Source organism: Oscillibacter sp. 1-3 (assembly GCF_000403435.2).
GTDB lineage: Bacteria > Bacillota > Clostridia > Oscillospirales > Oscillospiraceae > Oscillibacter.
On sequence record NZ_KE159703.1, the window covers coordinates 1,104,439 to 1,128,162 of the forward strand.

22 protein-coding genes are annotated in these 23,724 nt (G+C 58.1%); 20 read left to right on the top strand and 2 right to left on the bottom strand.

Annotated elements, in window-relative coordinates:
* Positions 1–19 precede the first annotated feature (19 nt).
* From C816_RS05310 to C816_RS05335, 7 genes are all read left to right on the top strand, one after another.
* Positions 20–679, top strand: a complete 660-nt coding sequence (locus C816_RS05310) for a response regulator transcription factor (RefSeq protein ID WP_040654651.1) — start codon at positions 20–22, stop codon at positions 677–679.
* Positions 670–2,025 carry a sensor histidine kinase gene (locus tag C816_RS05315; protein WP_016321395.1) on the top strand — a complete coding sequence of 452 codons (1,356 nt, stop codon included), beginning with the start codon at positions 670–672 and terminating at the stop codon, positions 2,023–2,025. Before C816_RS05310 ends, C816_RS05315 begins: the two co-directional genes overlap by 10 nt.
* A 4-nt stretch (positions 2,026–2,029) precedes the next feature.
* Positions 2,030–2,239, top strand: coding sequence for a hypothetical protein (locus tag C816_RS24460; protein ID WP_207636887.1), 210 nt, complete (start codon positions 2,030–2,032; stop codon positions 2,237–2,239).
* 355 nt (positions 2,240–2,594) lie between these two features.
* On the top strand, positions 2,595–3,023 hold the full coding sequence (locus C816_RS05320) for a sigma-70 family RNA polymerase sigma factor (protein WP_016321396.1): 429 nt from the start codon (positions 2,595–2,597) through the stop codon (positions 3,021–3,023).
* Positions 3,024–3,029: 6 nt separating this feature from the next.
* Positions 3,030–3,266: a helix-turn-helix domain-containing protein gene (locus tag C816_RS05325; protein WP_016321397.1), complete on the top strand. Its 237-nt coding sequence runs from the start codon at positions 3,030–3,032 to the stop codon at positions 3,264–3,266.
* A 403-nt stretch (positions 3,267–3,669) separates the two neighbouring features.
* Positions 3,670–3,957, top strand: a complete 288-nt coding sequence (locus tag C816_RS05330) for a DUF6870 family protein (protein WP_242832115.1) — start codon at positions 3,670–3,672, stop codon at positions 3,955–3,957.
* Positions 3,958–4,055: 98 nt separating this feature from the next.
* Positions 4,056–5,741, top strand: a complete 1,686-nt coding sequence (locus tag C816_RS05335) for a recombinase family protein (RefSeq protein WP_016321398.1) — start codon at positions 4,056–4,058, stop codon at positions 5,739–5,741.
* Between the two features lie 30 nt (positions 5,742–5,771).
* Here C816_RS05335 and C816_RS05340 read toward each other — a convergent pair whose 3' ends face one another.
* Complete coding sequence (locus C816_RS05340; RefSeq protein WP_016321399.1) at positions 5,772–6,350, bottom strand: alpha-helical endospore appendage domain-containing protein; 579 nt, start codon at positions 6,348–6,350, stop codon at positions 5,772–5,774.
* Between the two features lie 196 nt (positions 6,351–6,546).
* Between C816_RS05340 and C816_RS05345 the strand changes: the two genes are divergently transcribed.
* From C816_RS05345 to C816_RS05380, 8 genes are all read left to right on the top strand, one after another.
* The gene (locus tag C816_RS05345; RefSeq protein WP_016321400.1) at positions 6,547–7,365 is read left to right on the top strand and encodes an alpha-helical endospore appendage domain-containing protein; all 819 of its coding nucleotides are present in this window, start codon (positions 6,547–6,549) and stop codon (positions 7,363–7,365) included.
* Between the two features lie 410 nt (positions 7,366–7,775).
* Positions 7,776–9,284, top strand: coding sequence for an ABC transporter ATP-binding protein (locus tag C816_RS05350; protein ID WP_016321401.1), 1,509 nt, complete (start codon positions 7,776–7,778; stop codon positions 9,282–9,284).
* A 12-nt stretch (positions 9,285–9,296) separates the two neighbouring features.
* Entirely contained in the window at positions 9,297–10,346 is a 1,050-nt protein-coding gene (locus C816_RS05355; RefSeq protein WP_016321402.1) for an ABC transporter permease, read from the top strand.
* Position 10,347: 1 nt separating this feature from the next.
* Positions 10,348–11,280, top strand: a complete 933-nt coding sequence (locus C816_RS05360; protein ID WP_016321403.1) for an ABC transporter permease — start codon at positions 10,348–10,350, stop codon at positions 11,278–11,280.
* Between the two features lie 73 nt (positions 11,281–11,353).
* Entirely contained in the window at positions 11,354–12,415 is a 1,062-nt protein-coding gene (locus C816_RS05365; protein WP_016321404.1) for a BMP family protein, read from the top strand.
* Positions 12,416–12,838: 423 nt separating this feature from the next.
* On the top strand, positions 12,839–13,840 hold the full coding sequence (locus tag C816_RS05370) for a sugar ABC transporter substrate-binding protein (RefSeq protein WP_016321405.1): 1,002 nt from the start codon (positions 12,839–12,841) through the stop codon (positions 13,838–13,840).
* A 177-nt stretch (positions 13,841–14,017) separates the two neighbouring features.
* Positions 14,018–15,520 carry a sugar ABC transporter ATP-binding protein gene (locus tag C816_RS05375; protein WP_016321406.1) on the top strand — a complete coding sequence of 501 codons (1,503 nt, stop codon included), beginning with the start codon at positions 14,018–14,020 and terminating at the stop codon, positions 15,518–15,520.
* Between the two features lies 1 nt (position 15,521).
* Positions 15,522–16,532, top strand: a complete 1,011-nt coding sequence (locus C816_RS05380) for an ABC transporter permease (RefSeq protein ID WP_016321407.1) — start codon at positions 15,522–15,524, stop codon at positions 16,530–16,532.
* Positions 16,533–16,636: 104 nt separating this feature from the next.
* Here C816_RS05380 and C816_RS05385 read toward each other — a convergent pair whose 3' ends face one another.
* Entirely contained in the window at positions 16,637–17,500 is an 864-nt protein-coding gene (locus tag C816_RS05385) for a helix-turn-helix transcriptional regulator (protein ID WP_016321408.1), read from the bottom strand.
* A 357-nt stretch (positions 17,501–17,857) separates the two neighbouring features.
* Between C816_RS05385 and C816_RS05390 the strand changes: the two genes are divergently transcribed.
* From C816_RS05390 to gnpA, 5 genes are all read left to right on the top strand, one after another.
* The gene (locus C816_RS05390) at positions 17,858–19,228 is read left to right on the top strand and encodes a carbohydrate ABC transporter substrate-binding protein (RefSeq protein ID WP_016321409.1); all 1,371 of its coding nucleotides are present in this window, start codon (positions 17,858–17,860) and stop codon (positions 19,226–19,228) included.
* Between the two features lie 111 nt (positions 19,229–19,339).
* Positions 19,340–20,215 (top strand): carbohydrate ABC transporter permease, encoded by an 876-nt coding sequence (locus tag C816_RS05395; RefSeq protein ID WP_016321410.1) that lies wholly within the window; start codon positions 19,340–19,342, stop codon positions 20,213–20,215.
* A gap of 12 nt (positions 20,216–20,227) precedes the next feature.
* Complete coding sequence (locus C816_RS05400; RefSeq protein ID WP_016321411.1) at positions 20,228–21,118, top strand: carbohydrate ABC transporter permease; 891 nt, start codon at positions 20,228–20,230, stop codon at positions 21,116–21,118.
* Between the two features lie 47 nt (positions 21,119–21,165).
* Positions 21,166–21,372: a DUF6903 family protein gene (locus C816_RS05405; RefSeq protein WP_016321412.1), complete on the top strand. Its 207-nt coding sequence runs from the start codon at positions 21,166–21,168 to the stop codon at positions 21,370–21,372.
* A gap of 13 nt (positions 21,373–21,385) precedes the next feature.
* Positions 21,386–23,551, top strand: a complete 2,166-nt coding sequence (gnpA, locus tag C816_RS05410) for a 1,3-beta-galactosyl-N-acetylhexosamine phosphorylase (RefSeq protein WP_016321413.1) — start codon at positions 21,386–21,388, stop codon at positions 23,549–23,551.
* Positions 23,552–23,724: the final 173 nt, after the last annotated feature.

Here is a 23,724-nt window from a genome sequence, read left to right on the forward strand (position 1 = left end):
AGAACAAAGAGGTGAGATAATGGCGCATATATTGGTAGTGGACGATGATATTGCTATGCTCCAGCTTGTCAGGCGTGTTTTAGAAAAAGATCAGCACTTAGTTACACTACAATCAAATGCCAAGGCAGTCACAGAAATGGATTTTTCAAAGTTTGGCTTGATTTTGCTGGATGTTATGATGCCGGAAATTGATGGTTTTGACCTTTGCAATCAAATCCGTGACCGTGTAGATTGCCCGATCATTTTCCTTACTGCAAAAACGCAGGAAAGTGAAATTGTTCAGGGATTAGGACTTGGAGCAGATGACTATATCACGAAACCGTTCGGGACAAACGAACTTAGAGCGCGGGTAAATGCTCACTTGCGGCGTGATGTAAGAGAAAAGAAAAACAGCTTTTCAATATCCGGCGTCATTTTCCGCCTCAATGCGAAAGAAGCTGAAATCAACTCAAAAAAGGTTCCGTTGACAAAAAGTGAGTACGAAATATGCGAATATCTGGCGCGGCATCATGGACAAACATTTACGCGGGAGCAAATCTATGAGGCGGTCTTTGGATTTGACGGAGAAAGTGATAGTTCTGTTATCTCTACTCACATTAAGAATATACGTGGGAAGTTAGCTGAATTTCACTTGTCAACGATTGAAACAATTTGGGGGGTTGGCTATAAATGGGTGTAAGAAAACTGCGTACTGTTTTTATGAAGTATGCGATATTTCTTGCGCTTGGTGTCTTTCTGGTTGCTTTTGTCAACATAGCCTTCTATCTATTTGGCGTTGAAATTGGATTTATATACCCAATAAATAGAATGAGCGCAGAAATAGAAAATGCGAGGGGAAGTTTACAATCCACAGATCGGATTACAGAAAATGAAATACCACCTCTTTGTGAATATGCCCTTTTCACAAAAGACGGAAAGTATATTGGCGGTTCGCTCGATCTGGAAGAAACAGCTTCCGTTTGGAAAATGTGTATTGTGAACAATCAGACAAGCAGCAAGCCTTATCTGTATGCTGTGATAGACAGGACTGACGAAATACTGATTTTAAGGTATAGAATGACCGCCCAATTCAGCAATCCACTGCTGCATAGAATATTTTCTTCGGCAGATTGGGTTTTAATTGCTGTCATTATATTGGAAATTCTGCTTTTCTTGATTGTTTTATCATATCTATTCGGGAAATACCTTGGGAATAAAATGGATAAATTGCTGACTGCTGTAAAGAAAATTGAGCAGCAGGATTTGAATTTTGAGGTTGAAAAAAGCCGTTTATATGAAATCGACTTAACTCTTGACGCACTCAATCACATGAAATTGGCACTAAAAAAATCGCTTACAGAACAATGGCAGGCCGACAAACTGCGGCAAGAACAGATTTCTGCATTAGCCCATGATCTCAAGACACCACTAACCATCATCCGAGGCAATACGGAATTGTTGTACGATACTGACTTAACAATAGAACAACAGGAATGTGCTGACTACATCACAGACAGCTATACGCAGATGCAAGTTTATGTTAAAACCCTGATAGACCTGTCTACGGCTTCAACAGGGTATCAGCTTAATAAAGAAATCTTTAATCTTCCTGATTATCTAAAGCAAGTGAAAGTATCAATAGATGCTTTGTGCAGGACAAAAGAAATTCATTTGCGAATGAGTATGTCCGACATCCCGATGCAACTAACCGCAGATAAGGTTTTGTTAGGACGTGCCATTCAAAATGTGGTAAATAATGCGTTGGACTATTCCCCGCAAGATGGAACACTTCATATAGATGTCTGCGGAAGAGACAATTTCGTTGAAATTTCAGTCACGGACGAGGGGGAAGGATTTTCTAACGAAGCGTTGCGGCACGCGCAAGAACAATTCTTTATGGACGACCAAAGCCGTAATTCAAAGATGCACTTTGGTATGGGCCTATATATTGCAAAATCCATTATGGAACAACATAGTGGTGAGCTTGTCTTAGAAAACTCCAAAAGTACAGGCGGTGCAAAAGTAATTTTGAAAATTCCATTTTGATAGGATGGGTGGCTTTTATAGCCACCCATTTTTTGCAAATCTTTATGAAATCTTCAAAAACTTCTCTTATTATATCTATAAAGCAAATGATCTGCCCAGCGGCAGAAAAGAAAAAAACCGCTGCTGGGCAGACCGATTTTCCATGCCTACATTTGCCTTATGCGGCGGTTTTAAGAGATTAAAGCCGCCGTTCTTTTATCCCCCAAAAGAATGACGCGGTAACGCTGACAGATACGGCGGCTGACAGGAGGCAGCCGCTATGAAGCGCATAACCATTCGACAAAATCTGATGAGGCTTGACACGTCAAAAAAAGCCCGTCCTCCGCCTGGGGACATTCCGGCCACGCGCATGAACTATACACAGCTATAAAGTGCAATCTTATTCCCAAATCCCGCCCGGTAGGTCTGCGACCTGCCGGGCAGTTTTTGTCGTTTCCTACGGTCTGCGCCGATCTGGAAAAATTATTTTCGCAAAGGGGGCTTTTAGCGGGTAGCAGACGGCGTTGCCGGTGTCATGTTAGCGGAAAGGGAGAGAACCACCACCATCCCCAAGGAAAGGGGGTGAGAAGATGGAAGCTATCCCCCGCAACTATGACGAGTGCCGGTTTGACGCCTTTTGCAAGTCGGTACTGCGGAACGAGGCCCATAACTACCGGCGCGGCTTAAAGCGCCAGCGTGACCGGCAGGTGTCAATCAGCGCCTTGTCGCAGGCAGATATGGACAAGCTCTCTACGGTAGATCACTACCCCAGCGACAGTTACACTTTTTCGTCGCACGGGTATGACCTGCATATCGACAACGAGCTTGTGGCCGATGCCTTTGCCAGCCTGTCCGCACAGACGCAAAGCATTTTGATTTTGCGTTTCGTGCTGGATTTGGGCGACGCCGAGATCGGCAGCCTTGTGGGTATGTCCCGCAGCGCCGTCCAACGGCACAGGAAGAAAACACTGGACGAACTGCGGAACAAATTGACGGCGTTGATGCCAAAGGGAGGTTGAGCGCGGATGATGAACCCCAGCTACAAGGGCCGGGCGCTTCTCCCCATGCCGGTGATCGAAGCCGCCCGCGCCGGGGATGCCGAGGCCGTGGAACGTGTCTTGCGGTACTACGAGGGCTACATAAACAAGCTCTGTACCCGGACGCTGTATGACGAGTACGGCAATCCCTATGTCTGCCTGGACGAGTGGATGAAGCACCACCTGGAAAACAAGCTCATTCAGGCCATCGTCGGTTTAGGCTGACGGCAACCGGCCCGGCAGGGCAGGCGGAACACCTTACCCTTTCCATGTTCCCCCACCTCCGGCCCGGCGCTGCACCTTGACAAAGAAAGCCCGCAAGATAACGGCGGCGCAGCATAGGGCAACGGACACATTCTGTATGCGCTGTGTCGGTGGGTGCGCCATGACCCCGCATCCTGCGGGAGAGCGAGAACCGCCTACACCGAAAAGCTGGCAACTTATAATCAGCGGCGCATACGCTAACGATACTCCCTTACAGCCACAGTCCGAGCGTTCAAAGCGTCGCAGGCAATGGGTAGGGCCGCGTGAGAACCACGCGGGGGTGAAAGTCCCGTGGTGCTGGTCGCCGCCAGCCGTCCGATTTATGCCCCTTTTCTCATAACGTACAAGCCGGAGCGCATATGGATTGTATGACGCTATGCCGGAAAGGGGAATAAAGATGATTAGCCAATCACAGCTTCAAGAAATGAGAAGCGTGGATATAACGCAGGTTGACCGCAGCACTTTAGTTGATATTCGCAACATTCACATTGACACTGCGCTGCCAGCCGTACAGAAAGTGCAAAGCTACCTGGAACAAATCGGCAATCCGTACTGCTTTCTCTGCGGTGATACGCCGGTCAAAATCCGCTTTGTATCAGAACACAAGACCTTAAAACAATCCCTATGCGATTACTTTTTAAGCCTGAAATAAACTACCGACTTTCCCGTTGCCATTTTTGACAAAGACCTTGTGATTATGGGGCGAAAATGGTATAATAGGCCTGTAATTATAAGGGGAAAGGAGGTATCATGCCCCGCACACGCAAAACCAGAACGGCACGCGCCAGCGTGGAGCCGTTTTGGAAAATAGGGCTTTATATCCGATTGTCCAGAGAGGACGACAACGAGGACGACAGCGAGAGCATCATCAATCAGGAAAAAATTCTGCGTGACTTTGTAGACCGTTACTTTGAGCCGGGGAACTATGTGATTGTAGACGTATTTGCCGATGACGGGCTGACAGGTACAGACACAGCACGGCCAAACTTCAAGCGGCTTGAGGGCTGTATCGTTCGCAAGGAAGTAAATTGCATGATTATCAAGTCACTTGCACGCGGTTTCCGCAATCTTGCAGATCAGCAAAAGTTTCTTGAAGAATTTATCCCAATCAACGGCGCAAGGTTTATCTGCACAGGTACACCATTCATCGACACCTATGCAAATCCACATTCTGCAAGCGGTCTTGAAGTGCCGATCAGGGGAATGTTCAACGAACAGTTTGCCGCTACCACTTCCGAAGAAATCCGAAAGACTTTCAAAATGAAGCGGGAGCGCGGCGAGTTCATCGGGGCATTTGCCACATACGGCTACAAGAAAGACCCCAACGACAAAAACAGCCTCTTGATAGATGAAGAAGCGGCGGAAGTCGTGAGAAGCATTTATCATTGGTTTGTCCATGAGGGGTACAGCAAAATGGGGATTGCCAAAAGGTTGAACAGCATGGGAGAGCCGAACCCCGAAGCCTATAAAAAGAAAAAGGGGTTCAAGTACAATAATCCCAATTCCAGCAAAAACGATGGCTTATGGTCTGCCAGTACGGTTGCAAGGATATTGCAGAATGAAATTTACACCGGCGTGATGGTGCAGGGACGGCATCGCATCATCAGCTACAAAGTACACAAGCAAATCGCTGTCCCCGAAGATGAATGGTTTGTTGTCCCCAACACCCACGAAGCAATCATTGACCGGGAAACCTTTGAAAAGGCACAAGCCCTGCATCAGCGCGACACAAGGACAGCACCGGGCCAGCAGGAAGTCTATCTATTGTCCGGCTTTGTCCGCTGTGCTGACTGCAAAAAGGCTATGCGGCGAAAGACCGCCCGCAATCTCGCCTACTATGCCTGTCGTACCTTTACCGACAAAAAGACTTGCAGTAAACATTCTATCCGGCAGGATAAGTTAGAGGAAGCGGTTTTAGCCGCCCTGCAAGTGCAGATCGCGCTTGTAGACAAACTATCAGAAGAAATTGAACGGATAAACAACGCACCTGTTATCAATCGGGAAAACAAGCGATTGACCCTTGCTTTGAAACAGGCAGAAAAACAGCTCAAGCAATACAATGACGCTTCCGACAGCTTGTACCTTGATTGGAAAAGCGGCGATATTACCAAAGATGAATACCGCCGCTTAAAGGGCAAGATTGCGGAACAGATTGCCCAGCTTGAACAAAACATTTCTTATCTGAAAGAGGAAATGCAAGTGATGGCTGACGGTATCGACACCGACGACCCCTATCTTACTGCTTTTCTAAAGCACAGGAACATTCAAACCCTTAATCGCGGCATCGTGGTGGAATTGGTTGATACGGTTTGGGTGCATGAGAACGGGGAAATAACGGTGGACTTCAATTTTGCCGACGAGTATCAACGCATACTTGATTACATCGAGAACAATCACAACATACTTACGGTGATAGAGCGAAAGCCCGCGATGTAGCAGGCTTAATGCCCCATCACCAAGCAAAAGTTACTGTTGTGCATAAATAAGCGGCCCTGTTGCGCCCGTGGCGCCGGCAGCGCCGTCAGCGCCGGCAGGGCCGGCAGCGCCGGTGGGACCGGTGACGCCTGCGGCGCCGGCAGGGCCGGTTGCGCCCGTGGCGCCTGCAGCGCCGTCAGCGCCGGCAGGGCCGGTAGCGCCTGTGGCGCCCACAGCGCCCGCAGCACCGGTAGCGCCGGTGGGACCAGCAGGACCGGCAGGGCCGCCGGCAGGGCCGGTGGGCCCGGTGGGCCCGGTGGGTCCGGTGGCCCCCTGCATGGGGGAGGCGTCCAGCGCGCCCTGCATCTTCGCCTTCAGGAAGAGCTGGTTCTGGACGGCGGTCTCCAGCAGGCCGCGGACGCTCTCGTTGGCGGCCAGCACGTCGCTGACTGTGGCGGCAGGACCGCTGAGGCCCGGCAGGGTTCCGAGAATATATTGCAGCTTCTCGCCCTCGGCGTTGAGGATGTGGCTCAGGCCGAGTTCCTCCATGGCGATGGAGGAGAGAATCTGGTTGACCGCGTCGTCCCGCTGAATGGGTGGGTCGACCACGGGAAAGCTGGGCAGAGACATAAGTGAATCTCCTTTCAAACTTGAGGCGTCTGCCGGGGCAGGGGAGTTGGCGAGACGCCCGGGGTATTCTATGCGCCTCCGCGGCGGCATGTTCCGGTGGAACCGGACCGTTTCGGAGGGCATAGAATGGAGCGGCGGCCCATGCCGCACACCGCCGCCCCGGCCTTGGGCCCCGGCGGCCTATGGAGATTTTGATATGTCTATGCCTTCCTTTCCGCCCAATGGCGCGGATATGACACGGGAGGAAGCCCTGACCATGATTATCGCGTCCATTGCCATGGAGGAGCTTGCCCTGAGCCACATCCTCAACGCCGAAGGCGAGAAGCTGCAGTACATTCTGGGGACCCTGCCGGGGACAAAGCCCTGCGCCGGCCCTCAGGAGGTGCTGGCAGTCAATAAAAGCGTCGCCGCTCTGCTGGAGGCGGTGGCCCAGAATCAGATTCTGCTGAAAAGCAAGCTGGAAAAGGTGCTGGAGGCCTGCCTGCCCCCGGCGCCGCCCTGCCCGCCGCCCTGGGGGCCCTGTCCCTGTCCCGGGTCTTGCCCCAGGCCCTGTCCCGGGCCGTGTCCGGGCGGGCCGGAGCCCCGGGAGAAAAGCGCCCTCCAGCTGGCGGGCCAGCGGGAGGGGATGCTGTGGAACCGGGGATGCCGCCTGCCCTGGCGGCGGCGTGTCCTGCGGGGAGACGACATCCACTGGAGCGAGGAGGCCCCTACCCAGATCCGGCTGAATCCGGGAAAGGCCTATGCCGTCCAGTACACACTGAACGTCTGCGCCATGCACCCGGCGGAGGAGACGGGGACCATTCTGCTGCGGCAGACGCCCTGCGGCGCGTTTACGGAGACGCTGCCCCTGCGTTTTTCCATGGAGCGGTTTTCCGGCAAACCCCAGACCCTGCGCTACGCCGCCGTGCTGTACCCCTGCATGGAGAACGGAGGCGAGGCGGAGCTCTCTCTGGTGCTGGACGCCAAAAGCCCCCTCTGCGTGGAGCGGGCGGCCATGGACGTGGCGGAGCTGTAAATCCGGGAGATCAACAAAGGGCGCGCCGGCCAGACCGGCGCGCCCTTTCCGGCCTTGTGCGTGAGCTGTGCGGAAAAATTAATTTTGTACAATAAAAATTAAAAAAAGCCGCTTTTCGAGTTTTTGAGAGGCATAAAAATACATGTTGAAATCTCTCCCTGTTTTCTATATAATGGTGTCGGATTCCTACACAAAGGGGCGGTTTGCCTGAGAGCCGGTTCAGTATCTCAACGTGTGCGGAATGGCGGGCGGTTTTTTTGACCTGCAGGGCAAAAAGCCGCGGTAATTCTGAAGGATGCAGAGATTTTTAACGCAGTCAAAGCGAAGAACCCGCCGCCAAGCCGTGCGCGGGGTGATACTGGACAGGCTTAAAAACGGCGGGCCCCCGTGCAGAGAGGGGAGACAGCGCATTGGAAGAGTTCTTGAGAATGGAGCATGTCAGCAAGCGGTTCGGCGATTTCTACGCCAACAAGGACATCAATCTCACTGTCTACAAGGGTGAGGTGCTCACGTTGCTGGGGGAGAACGGCGCGGGAAAATCCACGCTGATGAACGTCCTAATCGGCCTCTACCAGCCCACGGAGGGCAGTATCTGCTTAAACGGAAAAAAGGTCCGTATCGACTCGCCGGCCCAGGCGGTGCGCCTGGGTATCGGCATGGTGCACCAGCACTTCATGCTGGTGGAGGCCATGACGGTGTTTGAGAACATCATCCTGGGGGACCGGAATACCAAGGGGATCTTCATTGACCGGGAGGCCCGGAAAAAGGAGATTCTGGAGCTCTCCGCCCGGTACGGCCTGGACGTGGAACTGGACCGTCCCATCACGGAGATCGCCGTAGGCGCCCAGCAGCGGGTGGAGATCCTGAAGGCCCTGTACCGGGGCGCGGAGCTTTTGGTGCTGGACGAGCCCTCCGCGGCATTGACGGACATCGAGGTGGAGGGCCTCTTTAAGATCATGCGGAAGCTGACGGAGGAGGGCAAGAGCGTCATCTTCATCAGCCACAAAATGCGGGAGGTGCTGCACATCTCCGACCGCATCACTATCCTCCGCTCCGGCGAGGTGGTCACCACCCTCAAGCGGGAGGAGACGGACGGACAGGCCCTGGCCAACCTGATGATCGGCCGGGAACTGGCTCCCTCCCAGTACATAAAGGTGGAGCAGGCTGGGGAGGCGGTCATCCAGCTCAGGGGCGTGGACTTTCAGAAGGACTCCAAGCACAACGGCCTCAGCGGCGTGAGCCTCACCGTGGGCCGGGGGGAGATCGTGGGCATCGCCGGCGTGGACGGCAACGGCCAGAGCCAGCTGGCCCAGGTGGTCACCGGCGTGCTGACGCCGGACGCCGGCACGGTGGACATGAAGGGGTCCCGGGTGGCCCAGTTCACCCCCAACGGCTTCATTCTGGAAAACGTGTCCCACATCCCAGAGGACCGCAACAAAATGGGTCTCATCGGGGAGATGTCCGTGAAGGACAACATTGTGCTCAAGACGACGGAAACCCAGGCCTTTTCCAGCGCCAAGGGCCTGGTATTGAAGAAAAAGGCCATCCGGGACTACGCCCTGGAGATGCAGAAGAAGTACGACATCCGCTGCACCTCCGTGGAGCAGGAGGCCCGGAACCTCTCCGGCGGCAACCAGCAGAAGGTCATCCTGGCCCGGGAGCTGGAGGGGGACCCCGACCTGCTGGTGGCGGTCCACCCCACCCGGGGCCTGGACATCGGCGCCACCCGCTTTATCCACGACACCATGATCGAGGCCCGGGACCGGGGCTGCGGCGTGCTGCTGGTGTCCGCGGACTTTGACGAGATTCTGGAAGTCTCCGACCGCATTGTCGTCATGTTCGAGGGGCAGGTCATGGGCGTCTACTCCGGTAAGAATCCTCCCATTGAGGAGATCAGCCTGGCTATGGCCGGCAAGTGAGGAGGGGGAACGATGAAAAATAAATTCGTCAATATCCTGGTGCCGCTGATCTCCGTGCTGCTGGCCTTTGTCGTCGGCTGCATCGTCATGGCGGTGCTGGGGGCCAATCCCTTTGTGGCACTGCAGGCTCTGTGGACCGGCGCCTTCGGCAGCATGCGGAACGTGGGTACCACCCTGGCCCGGGCCACGCCATTGATCTTCACCGGGCTCTGCGCCTGCTTCGCCTACCGCTGCGGCGTTTTCAACCTGGGCGGCGAGGGACAGTTCATCATCGGCGCGGTGGTGTGCTGCTTCATCGCCACCCGCAGCGGCCTGGAGGGGCCTCTTGCCATCGTGCTGTGCCTGATCGCCGGCGCCCTGGCCGGCGGCCTCTGGGCGGCCATTCCCGGCGTTTTGAAGATCTACCGGGGCCAGAACGAGATGATTATCTCCATCATGCTCAACTATGTGGCGACGCTCTTCATGGGTGTGGTGTACACCAACTGGCTCCGGGACGGCACCGTGCCCCAGACGGCCCCGGTGCCTGACGCCACCAAGCTCAGCCGCCTCTTCGGCCTGCGGGTGACCACTGCCTTCATCCTGGCGCTGGTCACGGGCCTTCTGATCTACTACTTCCTGTTCTACACCTCCAAGGGCTTCCAGCTCCGGGCAGTGGGACTGAACATGACGGCGGCCCAGTTCAACGGCTTCGCCGTCAAGCGCTATATCCTGATGAGCTTTATCGTCTCCGGCGCCATCGCGGGCCTGGGCGGCAGCGCGGACCTGATGGGCACCCAGTACCGCCTCATCAACGGCTACGCCAGCGGATACGGCTTTGACGGCGTGGCCATGGCCCTCATCGGCCAGCTCCACCCCCTGGCGACCATCCTGGTGGCTATCTTCTTCGCGGTGCTGCGGGTGGGCTCCACCACCATGCAGGCCGCCACCGGCGTCCCCACCAGCGTGTCCGACATCATCCAGGCTCTGGTGATCGTGTTCACCGTGGCGGGCCTCGCCATGGTGAAGCTGCCCCAGTTCAAGGCGGCGATTGCCCGGATGACTGAGAAAAAGGAGGCCGTATAATATGGATTCTGCTTTTATCACCAACCTGATTCTCGCCAGCGTCCGCATGGCCACGCCCTTGATCTTCCTGTCCCTGGCGGAGCTGTACTCCCAGCGGGCGGGCCTGGTCCACATCGGCCTGGAGGGCCTTGCGGCCATCGGGTCCCTTGCGGGCTTTTTGGTGAGCCTCATCACCGGAAATCCCCTGCTGGGCGTGCTGGCCGGCGCGGCGGTGGGTATCCTGGTGAACATGATCTACGCCTACGCCACCATCAACCTCTGCGCCGAGCAGATCGTCTACGGCATGGCCATCAATATCTTTGCTCCGGCCCTGGCGGCCTTCATCTACCGGGTCTACTTCGGCGCGGGCTCCGAGCTGGTGCAGGTGGGGCTGATGACCACACTCTCCGGCCTGCTGGGCATTGCCTCTGACAACTTCCTGGTGCGGCTGCTGCTGGACCAGACCCCCATGGTATACCTGGCCTACAGCCTGGTGATTTTCACCGCCGTGTACTTTAACAAGACCAAATCCGGCCTGAATTACAAGGCCGTGGGCGAGTACCCCAAAGCCGCCGCCACCCTGGGCATCAGCGTGGTGGGGGTGAAGTACGCCGCCAGCGTCATCTGCGGCGCTCTGGCCGGCATCGGCGGGGCCTATCTCACCACCTGCTACTCCACCACCTACACCGACGGCAATGTAGCCGGCCGGGGCTTCATCGCTCTGGCGGCGGTGATCTTCGGCCGCTGGAGCGCTGGCGGCGTGCTGCTGGCCTGCCTGTTTTTCGGCTTTTGCGACGCGCTGCAGATCCGCCTCCAGGTGGGCAGCTACGGCATCCCCTACCAGTTCTTCCAGATGATCCCCTACATCGCCACCGTGGTGGTGCTGACGGTCATCGGCATGAAGAAGGCGGGCCCCAAGGGCGTGGGCAAGCCCTATCTCCGGGAGGAGCGCTGAACCAAGTGAGAACGGGTATTCACCTGTTTTCATATAGAAGCACAAACGCGACAAAACAAGGAGGAATTTTGGAATGAAGAAGATCTTTGCACTGATCCTGACCCTGGCTATGGTGCTGAGCCTGGCCGCCTGCGGCGGAGGGAACAGCGGCTCCGGCACATCTGGTGACGGCGGCAGCACGCCTCCCGCCGACGGCAGCGGCGACGGCAAGACCTACAAGGTCGCCATGATCTGCGACTCCAGCGTCTCTGACGGCGGCTGGGGCATGGCCTGCTACAACGCCATGATCGATGCCGCTGCCAAATACGGCTGGGAGACCGCCTATTCCGACAGCATTGCCCAGTCCGCATATTACGAGAGCATCGTCTCCTTCTGCGATCTGGACTATGACCTGATCTACGCCCCCGGCAACCAGTACACCGACGCCATTCTCCAGGCCGCGGAGGAGTATCCCGACATCGCCTTTGCCCTGCTCAATGGCGGCGCGGACACCCCCGCCAAGGCCGCCAACGCCAACGTCACCTCCCTTCTGCCCGACGCCCAGCAGGTTGGCTGGATTGCCGGCATCCTGGCGGGCCTCATGACCGAGACCGGCAAGGTGGCCTTCATCGGCGGCATGGAGATCGACACCACCAAGGGCAAGTACGCCGGCTTTGTGGAGTCCGCCGAGTACATCGGCCAGCAGGAGGGCAAGACTGTGGAGGCCCTGGACGTGGTCTACTCCGGCGACTTCAGCGCCTCCGACAAGGGCATTGAGTTTGCAAAGGCTATGATGGACCAGGGCGCGGACGTGTTCTTCGGCGACGCCTCTGCCGTGGACTCCGGCGCCCGTCAGGCCATCGACGAGGCCAACGCTGCGGCCGGCTCCGTGAAGGTCTATGACATTGCCCAGCCCGGCGACTTCCTGGGCCAGAACGAGTGCATCATCGGCAGCCAGGTCACCGACAACTCCGGCCTGGTGGGATTGTGCATGGAGGCCGTGGAGAACGGCACCTTCGGCGGCGAGACCATCTTCGGCACCATGCAGAACGGCGTGCTCTCCGCCGGCGCTGTCAGCGACCTGGTGCCCGCTGACAAGCAGGAGAAGTACCAGAGCTATCTGGACCAGGTGATGGATGGCACCTTTATGCAGTGATGCCCGTCCAGCGGGTCCCCGACCCGCTGGTTGAAAATCTGCAAATTGCGGATTTTCGAGTGCTTCAACGATATCAGGGAAATGGAAGGGCCTGCCGGTGTTCGGCAGGCCCTTCCGCCTTTTAATTGTTGGAAATGGCCCGCAGAAGCAGATCTGGGAAAATATTCCTGAATATTTCCTGTTTTTGAATTTTTTACAAAAACAACAAATTATTTGTGAAAATTATACAGATTATCGGGGATATGGTTGACGTTAACAGATGTCATATGATAGAATAAAAACCGCTTTTTGGGCCTGGCTTTCCGCCTTGTGTCACAGTGTGGCAAGCGGGGGCGCCCCCGCTTTGTTCCGCCGGTTTCACCGGCGGAAAACAGGCTCTGAAAGGCATTTTTTAGAATCAGAATAAGAAGGAGAAAAGAAGCTATGAAAAAGGTATTCGCGCTGATCCTGACCCTTGCTATGGTCCTGTCCCTGGCCGCCTGCGGCGGCGGCGACGCTCCCGCCAGCAACAGCGGCGGCGACCAGCCCAGCCAGGGCGACGCCGCCCCCGCCGGCGGCGACATTGAGGTTGCCGTCGTCCTCAAGACCCTGGCCTCCGAGTACTGGGGCTATGTGAAGGCCGGCTGCGACGCCGCCGCCGCTGACCTGGGCGTGAAGGTCACCGTGGTGGGCCCCGGCGCCGAGAGCGACATCGAGGGCCAGGTCTCCATGATCGAGCAGCAGATCGGAGCCGGCTGCAACGCCATTGTCTGCGCTCCCAACGATGCCGGCGCTGCCACCGCCGCGCTCCAGGCCGCCATCGACCAGGGCATCCCCGTACTGGCTGTTGACACCAACGTAGGCATCGGCGGTCAGACTTCTTTCGTGGGTACATCCAACGTAGACGCTGCCAAGGAAGGCGGCCTGTGGGCCGCCCAGCAGGCCGGCTCCGGTGCTAAGGCTGTTATCATCTACGGCCAGGAGGGCGACAACACCTCCAATATGCGCCGCGAGGGCTATGAGGCCGCCTGCAGCGAGGCCGGCGTGGAGGTCCTTGCCGCTCTGTCCGGCCAGAACACCACCGACGGCGCCACCAAGACCATGGAGGACCTGCTGAACGCCTATCCCGGCCAGATCAACATCGTCCTTTGCCACAATGACGACACCGCTATCGGCGCTATGAACGCCTGCAAGTCCGCCGGCGTCAGCGACGTCATCATCGTGGGCTTCGACGGCAACGAGTCCGCCGTGAAGCTGATTATGGACGGCGAGCTGGTGAAGGCCACTGTGGCCCAGCAGCCCTACGAGATGGGCTATCAGGTGGTTGAGGCCGCCGTGAAGGCCATCAACGGCGAGAGCGTGGATGAGGTCATCAACGCCCCTGTGCAGGTCGTCACCGCCGAGAACGGCCAGGCTTACCTGGACAATCTGGCCTCTATGAGCTGATTGGCCGACAGAATTCCATAAACATCCGGAAGGGCGGGGTGGTCGATCCGCCCCGCCCTCCGGCAGACTTTGGGGCCTGTTCCGAGCCTTTGGCGGGCCGGAGGGCATCCGGTGGAGGCGCGAAAGGACCGGAACAGGGCCTGAGAGAAATCTGGAATACAGAATCGAGGTAATTGCATGGGCGAGTACGTCGTCGAACTGAAAAATATTACCAAGCGTTTCCCAGGCGTCATCGCTTTGAAGAATATGTCCATCGGCATCAGGCCCGGGGAGATCCACGGTCTGATCGGCGAGAACGGAGCCGGCAAGTCCACATTGATTAAGGTGCTCACCGGCGTACATAGCCCCGAGGAGGGCGAGATCTTCGTCGATGGCGAGAAGCGGACCTTCAAAAATCCCGTCCAGTCCCGGGAGGCCGGCATTGCCTGCGTCTACCAGGAGCTGAACATCGTTAAGCAGCTGCCCGTGACGGACAACGTATTTATGGGCCGCGCCGTCAAGAAGGGCATCCTTCTGGACTATCCCCAGATGCACCGGGAGGCCGAGGAGGCGCTGAAATCCCTGGGCCACCCCGAGATCGACGTCCGCATGGAGTGCGGCAAGCTGGGCGTGGGCCAGCAGCAGATGGTGGAGATCGCCAAGGCCGTCTCTCTGGACGCCAAGCTCATCATCATGGATGAGCCCACCTCCTCCCTGGGCAAGGAGGAGATCGCCCAGCTGATGGAGACCGTCCGGGGCCTCAAGGCCAAGGGCGTGGCCATTCTCTTTGTCTCCCACAAGCTGGAGGAGCTCTTCGAGCTCTGCGACCGTGTCACCGTCATGCGGGACGGCGAGCATATCATCACCAAGGACACCAGCGAGCTCACCGAGGACTCCCTCATTACCGCCATGGTGGGCCGGACGCTGGATAATCTCTATCCCAAGGAGTTCGGCGTCAAGGGCGACGTGTGGCTGGAGGTCCGGAACCTCAATGAGGCCGGCGTGCTCCACGACGTCTCCTTTCAGGCCCATGCCGGGCAGATCACCGGCTTTGCCGGCCTGGTGGGCGCCGGGCGGACGGAGACCATGCGGGCCATCTTCGGCGCCGACAAGCTGGATGGCGGCGAGATCTATGTCAAGGGCGAGAAGGTGACCATCAAGACGCCCAAGGACGCTATTAACCGCAAGATCGCCTTCCTGACCGAGGACCGGAAGGGGCAGGGCCTGGTGCTCTCCCTGGACGTCCGCACCAATTTGATCCTGGCCAATATGAAGGGGTTCAGCAGCGGCCCCTTCCTGAACAAGGCGCAGATCGAAAAGTCGGGGCAGGAGAACGTGGAGGCGCTGAAAATCAAGACCCCGTCCCTGGACGAGGTCACGGCCCAGCTCTCCGGCGGCAACCAGCAGAAGGTGGTCATCGGAAAGTGGATGAATATTGACGCCGATATCTTTATCTTCGACGAGCCCACCCGCGGCATCGACGTGGGCGCCAAGATCGAGGTATACCGCGTGATGAACGACATGGTAAAGGCCGGAAAATGCGTCATCATGGTCTCTTCGGAGCTGCCGGAGATCCTGGCCATGAGCGACCGCGTGGTGGTTATGCGCGGCGGCCGGGTCATGGCCAACGTGGAGCGCGGCTCGGAGCACTTCAACTCCGAAGATATTATGAAAGCGGCCTGGGGAGGAGAGTTAAACTGATATGAAAAGCAAGAGTACTGTGAAAGAGCTGCTGGAAAAGCTCGGCACCGTTGTGGCGCTTTTGATCCTCATTGTGATCTTCTGCATCGTCATGCCGGATAAGTTCCCCCGCATCGGCAATATCATGAACATCTTGAAGCAGGCGTCCATTAACTGCCTGATCGCCTCGGGTATGCTGTGCGCTCTGATTACCGCCGGCATCGACCTGTCCGTGGGCTCCAACTGCGTGCTGTGCACCTGCACCATCGGCGTGCTGGTCCAGAACTTCGGTGTGACCAACGCCTTCATCCTGGCTGTCTGCGGCCTGGCGGTGAGCACCTTCGCCGGCTTTATCAACGGCACCCTGCTGACCCGCCTGGACCTGCCCCACCCCTTTGTGTCCACCATGGGCATGAAGAACGTGCTGCTGGGCATCGCCCTGGTCATCACCGGCTCCAAGTCCATCGGCTTCACCAACACCGGTGTGGACGCCCTGATGTGGATCGGCGGCGGCTCCGTGTTCAGATTCGGCACCTTCCCCGGCATTCCCGTCAGCTTTATCCTGGTCATCCTGGTGTTTATCCTCTTCGACATCTTCCTGAAGAAGTCCGCCCTGGGCCGCCAGATCTACTGCTGCGGCGGCAACCCCGAGGCGGCCCGGCTGTCCGGCATCCCCTCCAAGAACGTGCTGACCTTTGTCTATGCCCTGTCCGGCTTTATGGCGGGCATGGCCGGTGTGGTCTCCGTGGGACGTCTGGCCTCCGCCAATGCCAACGCCGGCACCACCTATGACAACGACGCCATCGCGGCCTGCATCGTGGGCGGCGCCTCCTTTACCGGCGGCAAGGGCACTATCTGGGGCACCCTGATCGGCGCTATGATTATGGCGGTCATCCGCAACGGTCTGAACCTGATGGGCGCGTCCAACGATTTGCAGTACATCGTCATCGGCGCCGTCATCATTCTGGCGGTCACCATCGACGTGGTCCGCAACAAGATGGAGGCCAATGCCCGGAAGATGGCTGCCCAGTGATGCGAATTCCTTAATACAGAAAAGTACGAAACAGCAGAGGCGTACCCGCGGTTATGCGGGTACGCCTCTGCTTCGCTGCGTACCGGTCCGCCGGGACCGGCGGGTCATCCCCCGTCCTTTTTGTGGTGCCGCCTGCGGTATTCGAGAGGGCTGATGCCCTCCAGCCGCCGGAAGCTTTGGGAGAAATAGCTGAGGGAGGAGAACCCCAGGATCTGTGCGATCTGGGAGATGCTGTGGTCCGTCTCCCGCAGAAGAAAGCGGCTCTCCTGAATCCGGCGGGTAATGAGATAGCTGATGGGGGAGGTGCGGAACTCCCGCTGGAAGGTGTGGGCCAGGTGGTACTTGTTGATGTGGGCCATCTCCGCCAGCTGGTCCAGGGTCAGGTTCTCCTTGAAGTGGTTGTCGATGTAGCGCCGGACCAGGTCGCACTCCCGGCTGGAGCGGGGACCAGCCGCCTCGCCGGAGAGGGCAATATCCCGCTGGCGGCCCAGGCGGATTACCACCACCTCCAGCAGGTTTTGGCACACCGCCTCGTGGCCCGGCAGAGCGCCCGCGGCCTCCTGGAGCATCAGCCGCAGGCAGAGGACCAGCTCCTCCCATCCGGTGTGGAGGTGCAGCATGGTGTATCCCTCCGCGCCGGCCAGGGCGCCCAGACCCTCCACGCCCAGCACGGTGTACTCCAGGGGGCTCTCCAGCTGACTGACCTCGGTGTGGGGGACATTGGCGTTGACGATCACCACGTCCCGGATGGTCACAGGGATGTCCCCCTGCTGGGTGCGGAAGCGGCCGTGACCCCCGGTGATGAAGAAGACCTCGGCGCAGCCGTGGGTGTGGAGGCTGGAGTTCCAATCCTGGCTGTACTGGGTGTGCGAGGCGTAGAGCAGCCGTCCCGGTCCGCCCGGGCGTGCCGGGGCGCCGGAGGAGTCCCCTTTGGCGCCCTCCCGAAAGGTGTATTGCTGTGTGCCCAAGGATTCCGCCTCCCTATTCTCCGCAATTTTTTGAAAACTCAGGGAGCAATGATCTGATAGACAGTATAGCACATTTGAGAGCATTGTGCAACTTTCGAAAAAAACGATTTCTGAATTGCCTGGGATTTTGTCCCGATTTGAGGAATATTTGTCCGGACAGATCGTGAAATTATAGATTATACATAAAATGCGCAAAGGAGATTCAGAAAAATTGTGCGAAAATGCGAATAGGACAATATCTATAAAAAGAAGCGCAAGAAACGGATTGTTTTTCCAGCGAAAAACCAGCTATACTTGATGTAACAAAGGCCGGAACGCCGGCCGCCCGCGTTTTCCAAATTTGAAGGAGGTAGAACCATGAAGAAGTTTTTCAGTCTCTTGCTGGCGCTTGCCCTCGTTCTCTCCCTGGCCGCCTGCGGAGGCGGCAGTACGCCCGCCGCCGACAGCGGCACCACGCCCCCGGCGGATGCCGGCGATCCGGCTCCCGCCGACGTGACCATCACCGTGGCCGCCCTGGCCTCCGGCTATGAGGAGGCCTATCCCGGCATGTGGCAGGAGGTCTGCGACGCCTTCACCGCCGAGACCGGCGTGAAGGTCAACCTGATCTGTGACAAAAACCTGGAGGATGTGATTGGGCCCTCCATGCAGGGCGGCGACTTCCCCGACGTAATCCATCTGGCCACCGGCCGTGAGAAGGGCCTCACGGAGCAGTTCATCAAGGACCGCAACATCGCCGACATCACCGACGTGCTCAGCATGACCGTCCCCGGCGAGAGCGTGAAGGTCTCCGATAAGATCGTCGGCGGCTTCACCGATACCTCCGTCACCAATCCCTACGGCGACGGCGTTACCTATCTGGCCCCCATGTTCTACTCTCCCTGCGGCCTGTTCTACAACGCGGGTCTCTTCGAGGAGAAGGGCTGGAGCGTCCCCGCCACCTGGGACGAGATGTGGGAGCTGGCTGAGAAGGCCGAGACCGAGGGCTGCTACCTCTTCACCTATCCCACCACCGGTTATTTTGACGCCTTCCTGTACGCACTGATGTACTCTGTGGGCGGCGCCGACTTCTTCAACAAGGCCACCACCTATGCCGAGGGCATCTGGGACACCCCCGAGGCCCAGCAGTGCTTCGACATCATCGCCAAGCTGGCCGGCTATACCAACCCCGTCACCCCCGCTCAGGCCAACGATCAGGACTTCACCCAGAACCAGCAGCTGGTGCTGGACAACAAGGCCCTGTTTATGCCCAACGGCACCTGGATCGTGGGCGAGATGGCCGAGGCTCCCCGGGAGGAGGGCTTCAAGTGGGGCATGACCGCCCTGCCCGCCGCCAAGGCCGGCGGCAACGGCGCCAGCTACTGCTGGCTGGAGCAGGCATGGATTCCCGCCGCGGCTCCCAATCTGGACGCCGCCAAGCAGTTTGTGGCCTTCCTGTACAGTGACGCGGCCTGCGCCATCTTTGCCAAGGGCGGCGCTGTGCAGCCCGTTCCCGGCCTGACCGACAATCTCGAGGGCGACAACAAGCTGTTTTACGCCATCTATGACAACGGCGCGGACGCCGCTATGGGCAACTTCGCGGCCTACGAGGCCGTGGCGGGTCTGGGCACTGTCCGCGAGGTCTTCCTGGACCCCGTCAACGGTCTTGTCAACGGCACCGTCACCGTGGACCAGTGGGTCAGCGACATCAAGGCCGCCAGCGACCAGATGCGGGCGAACCTGATGGGCTGATTGCTCCGCAGAAAACCGCATAGTCCGTAACATGGCGGCGGCGAGCAGGAACCTGCCCGCCGCCGCTTCAAAATTCGCCGGTCCGCCACACGGTCCGAAAGGAGTGATTTTATGCGCCGCAGCAAACACCGCAGCCGATTTCTTGCCCTGTGCGTCGCTCCCGCGTCCATTCTCTTTTTCATCTTCATGATCCTGCCCACCCTGAACGTCTTTCGTATGTCCCTCTTTGAGCGGGGGGCCTACTCTCCCATGGAGACCTTTGTGGGTATGGCCAACTTCAAGGCGCTGTTCAATGACGCCAAGTTCATCACCTCCATGCAGAATACCATTCTTCTGATCGTGACGGTGACCATCATCACCTTCTTCTTCGCCATCGTCTTTGCCGCCATCCTGACCCGGGAGAAGATCAAGGGACAGAACTTCTTCCGCATCGTCTTCTACATCCCCAACATCCTCTCCGTGGTGGTCATCGCCGGTATCTTCTCCGCCATCTACAAGCCGGAGAACGGCATGCTCAACAGCATCCTCTCCGCCGTCTCCGGAGAGACCGTCATGGTTCTCTGGAAGGACCAGCCGATGGTGATCATCAGCGTCATCATCGCCATGGTCTGGCAGGCCATCGGCTACTACATGGTGATGTACATGGCCTCTATGTCCGCTGTGCCCGAGAGCCTCTATGAGAGCGCGGGACTGGACGGCGCCGGGCGGCTGACCCAGTTCTTCCAGCTGACCCTGCCTCTGATCTGGACCAACATCCGAACCACGCTGACCTTCTTCATCATCTCCACCATCAATATGGCCTTCCTTTTCGTCAAGGCCATGGTGGCCAAGGGCATGGCCGACGTGGGCCTCAGCTTCATGTATGCCCAGAAGGACGCCGGGCTCTACGGCTACTCCATGGCCGCCGGCGTTGTGATCTTCCTGTTCTCCTTCCTGCTCTCCGCCCTGGTGAACCGGGTGACGGCGCGGGAAGTGCTGGAAATGTAAGGGGGTGGGACCATGACACAGGAGAAAAAAGGCATCTCCGGCGAAAAGCTGTACAAGATTTTCATCTATGTGGTGCTGCTGGCTCTGGCCGTTACCATCATTGTCCCCGTGGCCTGGGTGTTCCTGGCCTCCGTCAAGCAGAACAGTGAGTTCTACGGCAACCCCTGGACGCTGCCGGCGGGATTCTACTGGCAGAACTTCACCGACGCCTGGAACGCCGCCAGCATGGGCAGCTATATGCTCAACTCCGTGCTGGTGACGGCGCTGTCCCTGGCGCTGCTGCTAGTGATCGCCCTGCCCGCGGCCTATTGTCTGGCCCGGTTCCATTTCCGGGGCCGGAACTTCCTGAATACCTGCTTCATGGCGGGCCTTTTCATCAATGTGAACTATATCGTGGTGCCCATCTTTTTGATGCTGCGGGATGGCGACACGTGGCTGAAAAACGTGATGGGGAACGGATTTCTGCTGAACAATCTGGTAGTGCTGGCGGTGGTCTACGCCGCCACGGCCCTGCCCTTTACCATCTACCTCCTCTCCGGCTACTTCGCAACGCTCCCCCACGACTTTGAGGAGGCCGCCTACATCGACGGCGCGGGCTACGGCCAGGCTATGATCCGCATCATCTTCCCCATGGCCCAGCCCTCCATCATCACCATCATCCTCTTCAACTTCCTCTCCTTCTGGAATGAGTACATCATCTCCATGACGCTGATGAGCAGCGCCCAGGGGCAGAAGACCCTGCCGGTAGGCCTTTTGAATCTGATGCAGGCCCAGCAGTCCTCAGCCCAGTACGGTATTTTGTACGCGGGCCTTGTTCTGGTGATGCTGCCTACGCTGATTCTCTATATGTGCGTGCAGAAGAAGTTGACCCAGGGTATGACCGTGGGCGGATTGAAGGGCTGACGCCTTCGGCGGCGGCCATAGATCGGGTTTGACGAGAGGAGAATATTATGAATTATTGGAAAGAGCATGCCAGCCTCCGGGCGGTTTTGATCGCCCTGTTTTTCCTGGCGGGTCTGGCACTGGTGATCCATGGCTGGACCATGACGGGCCGGCTCTCCGGCCTGGGGCTGATGATCGTGGGAGTGATCCTGCTGCTGTCCGCCCTGATGATCTACAACAAGCCCTTTGAGGGCGGCAAGGGCCCCGGGCTCTGAGAGGGGGCGGAATATGACTGACTTACAAAAGGGCCGGGTGACCATTCCAACAGATGTGGACGTGGTCCCAGAGACGCTGGAGCTGCTCCGGCGCTGGGGGGCCGACGCCATCCGTGACTGTGACGGCACGGATTATCCGGAGGAGTTAAAGTCCGTGGACGCCAAGGTCTACTCCACCTACTACACCACCCGGAAAGACAACGAATGGGCCCGGGCCAACCCGGACGAGGTCCAGCAGTGCTACATCATGACTGGCTTTCATACCGCCAGAGGCGGGCCCCTGTCCATCCCCCTGATGAAGGGGATCAGCGCCGAGTTGATGAAGGTCAACGACCAGGACGACATCAAGCGCTGGTGGGAGGTGGTGGATCGCACCACCGGCCGGCCCCTTGCCCCTGAAGCGTGGCGCTGGGAAGCGGAGACGGGCTGTGTGGTGATTGACCAGCCGGAGCTGTTCTACGACTACACGGTCAGCTTTCTGGCCTACCTGATTTGGGACCCGGTGCATATGTACAACGCCGTTACCAACGGCTGGACCGATTTTGAGCACCAGATCACCTTCGATGTCCGCCAGCCCAAGACCCGGAAGTTCACCATGGAGCGGCTGCGGAAGTTCATTGCCGACCACCCCTACGTGGATGTGATCCGATACACCACTTTTTTTCACCAGTTCACGCTGATCTTTGACGAGCTGAGGCGGGAGAAGTATGTGGATTGGTACGGCTACTCCGCCTCCGTCTCCCCCTATATCCTGGAGCAGTTTGAGAGGGAGGTTGGGTACAGGTTCCGGCCGGAATTTGTAATCGACCAGGGTTATTATAACAATCAGTATCGGGTTCCCTCCAAGGAATTTAAGGATTTCATGGCCTTCCAGCGCCGGGAGGTGGCCGCCCTGGCAAAGGAGATGGTGGACATCACCCATGAGCTGGGCAAGGAGGCCATGATGTTCCTGGGGGACCACTGGATCGGCACCGAGCCCTACATGGAGGAGTTCAAGTCCATCGGTCTGGATGCGGTGGTGGGCAGCGTGGGCAACGGGTCCACCCTGCGTCTGATTGCCGACATCCCCGGCGTGAAATACACTGAGGGCCGCTTTCTGCCCTACTTTTTCCCCGATACCTTCCACGAGGGGGGCGACCCTGTCCGGGAGGCCCGGGAGAACTGGATTACCGCCCGCCGGGCCATTTTGCGCAAGCCCATCGACCGTATCGGCTACGGCGGCTATCTCAAGCTGGCCTGCCAGTTCCCGGAGTTCATCGGCTACGTGGAGAGCGTTTGTAACGAGTTCCGGGAGCTGTATGAGAACATCAAGGGGGCCGGGCCCTACTGCGCAAAGACGGTGGCCGTCCTGAACAGCTGGGGCGGCGCCCGGTCCTGGGGCTGCCACATGGTCCACCACGCCCTGTATCAGAAGCAGAACTACTCCTACGCCGGGGTGATCGAGGCCCTGTCCGGCGCGCCCTTTGACGTGCGGTTCATCAGCTTTGACGATCTGAAAGAGGACCCCTATCTGTTGGATCATGTGGCGGTGCTCATCAATGTGGGCGACGGTGACACCGCCCACACCGGCGGGGCAATTTGGGAGGACCCGGAGATTTCCTCCCTGATTAAGCACTTTGTCTGGAGCGGCGGCGGCTTCATCGGCGTGGGCGAGCCCTCGGGCCACCAGTATCAGGGCCGCTACCTCCAGCTGTCCGGCGTGCTGGGGGTGGAGAAAGAGACAGGCTTCACCCTGAACTACGACAAGTACAACTGGGAGGAGCACCCGAACCACTTCATTCTGGCGGACTGCACGGGCTCCGTGGATTTCGGCGAGGGCAAAAAGAGCATCTACGCCCTGGAGGGGGCGGAGGTCCTGGTCCAGCGGGACCGGGAGGTCCAGCTGGCGGTGAACGGGTTTGGCAAAGGCCGGGCGGTGTACATCTCCGGTCTGCCGTACTCCTTTGAAAACAGCCGCCTGCTGTACCGGGCCATTTTGTGGTCTGCCCGCGGGGAGGAGGAGCTGCACCGCTGGTTTGCCACCAACTGCAATGTGGAGGTCCACGCCTATGTCCGGAGCGGAAGGTTCTGCGCGGTGAACAATACTTATACATCTCAGACCACCACGGTGTACCGGGGAGACGGGACGGCTTTTTCGCTGGACCTGGCTCCGGGGGAGATCCGGTGGTTCGAGATCTGAGAGCGTTTTCGGAAAAACTGCACGGCGAAAAAGCAGGCCGCCCCACAGGGCGGCCTGCTTTTCGTCTCGGAAGATGTGCTCCTGAATTCAGGCGGCGATTGGTCCTGCGTTATGATCCCCAGCAGCCCGCGCTTACCGTTTTCGCGAGAGACTGCTCCCCTGCGCGAGGGGTA

Excerpts from the sequence above, each read along its gene's own strand:
- C816_RS05340 (WP_016321399.1), bottom strand. The coding sequence starts at position 6,350 with ATGTCTCTGCCCAGCTTTCCCGTGGTCGACCCACCCATTCAGCGGGAC.
- C816_RS05380 (WP_016321407.1), top strand. The coding sequence starts at position 15,522 with ATGAAAAGCAAGAGTACTGTGAAAGAGCTGCTGGAAAAGCTCGGCACC.
- C816_RS05315 (WP_016321395.1), top strand. The coding sequence starts at position 670 with ATGGGTGTAAGAAAACTGCGTACTGTTTTTATGAAGTATGCGATATTT.
- C816_RS05365 (WP_016321404.1), top strand. The coding sequence starts at position 11,354 with ATGAAGAAGATCTTTGCACTGATCCTGACCCTGGCTATGGTGCTGAGC.
- C816_RS05400 (WP_016321411.1), top strand. The coding sequence starts at position 20,228 with ATGACACAGGAGAAAAAAGGCATCTCCGGCGAAAAGCTGTACAAGATT.
- C816_RS05325 (WP_016321397.1), top strand. The coding sequence starts at position 3,030 with ATGATGAACCCCAGCTACAAGGGCCGGGCGCTTCTCCCCATGCCGGTG.
- C816_RS05345 (WP_016321400.1), top strand. The coding sequence starts at position 6,547 with ATGTCTATGCCTTCCTTTCCGCCCAATGGCGCGGATATGACACGGGAG.
- C816_RS05335 (WP_016321398.1), top strand. The coding sequence starts at position 4,056 with ATGCCCCGCACACGCAAAACCAGAACGGCACGCGCCAGCGTGGAGCCG.
- C816_RS05375 (WP_016321406.1), top strand. The coding sequence starts at position 14,018 with ATGGGCGAGTACGTCGTCGAACTGAAAAATATTACCAAGCGTTTCCCA.
- C816_RS05360 (WP_016321403.1), top strand. The coding sequence starts at position 10,348 with ATGGATTCTGCTTTTATCACCAACCTGATTCTCGCCAGCGTCCGCATG.
- C816_RS24460 (WP_207636887.1), top strand. The coding sequence starts at position 2,030 with ATGGGTGGCTTTTATAGCCACCCATTTTTTGCAAATCTTTATGAAATC.
- C816_RS05320 (WP_016321396.1), top strand. The coding sequence starts at position 2,595 with ATGGAAGCTATCCCCCGCAACTATGACGAGTGCCGGTTTGACGCCTTT.
- C816_RS05395 (WP_016321410.1), top strand. The coding sequence starts at position 19,340 with ATGCGCCGCAGCAAACACCGCAGCCGATTTCTTGCCCTGTGCGTCGCT.
- gnpA (WP_016321413.1), top strand. The coding sequence starts at position 21,386 with ATGACTGACTTACAAAAGGGCCGGGTGACCATTCCAACAGATGTGGAC.
- C816_RS05405 (WP_016321412.1), top strand. The coding sequence starts at position 21,166 with ATGAATTATTGGAAAGAGCATGCCAGCCTCCGGGCGGTTTTGATCGCC.
- C816_RS05370 (WP_016321405.1), top strand. The coding sequence starts at position 12,839 with ATGAAAAAGGTATTCGCGCTGATCCTGACCCTTGCTATGGTCCTGTCC.
- C816_RS05310 (WP_040654651.1), top strand. The coding sequence starts at position 20 with ATGGCGCATATATTGGTAGTGGACGATGATATTGCTATGCTCCAGCTT.
- C816_RS05390 (WP_016321409.1), top strand. The coding sequence starts at position 17,858 with ATGAAGAAGTTTTTCAGTCTCTTGCTGGCGCTTGCCCTCGTTCTCTCC.
- C816_RS05355 (WP_016321402.1), top strand. The coding sequence starts at position 9,297 with ATGAAAAATAAATTCGTCAATATCCTGGTGCCGCTGATCTCCGTGCTG.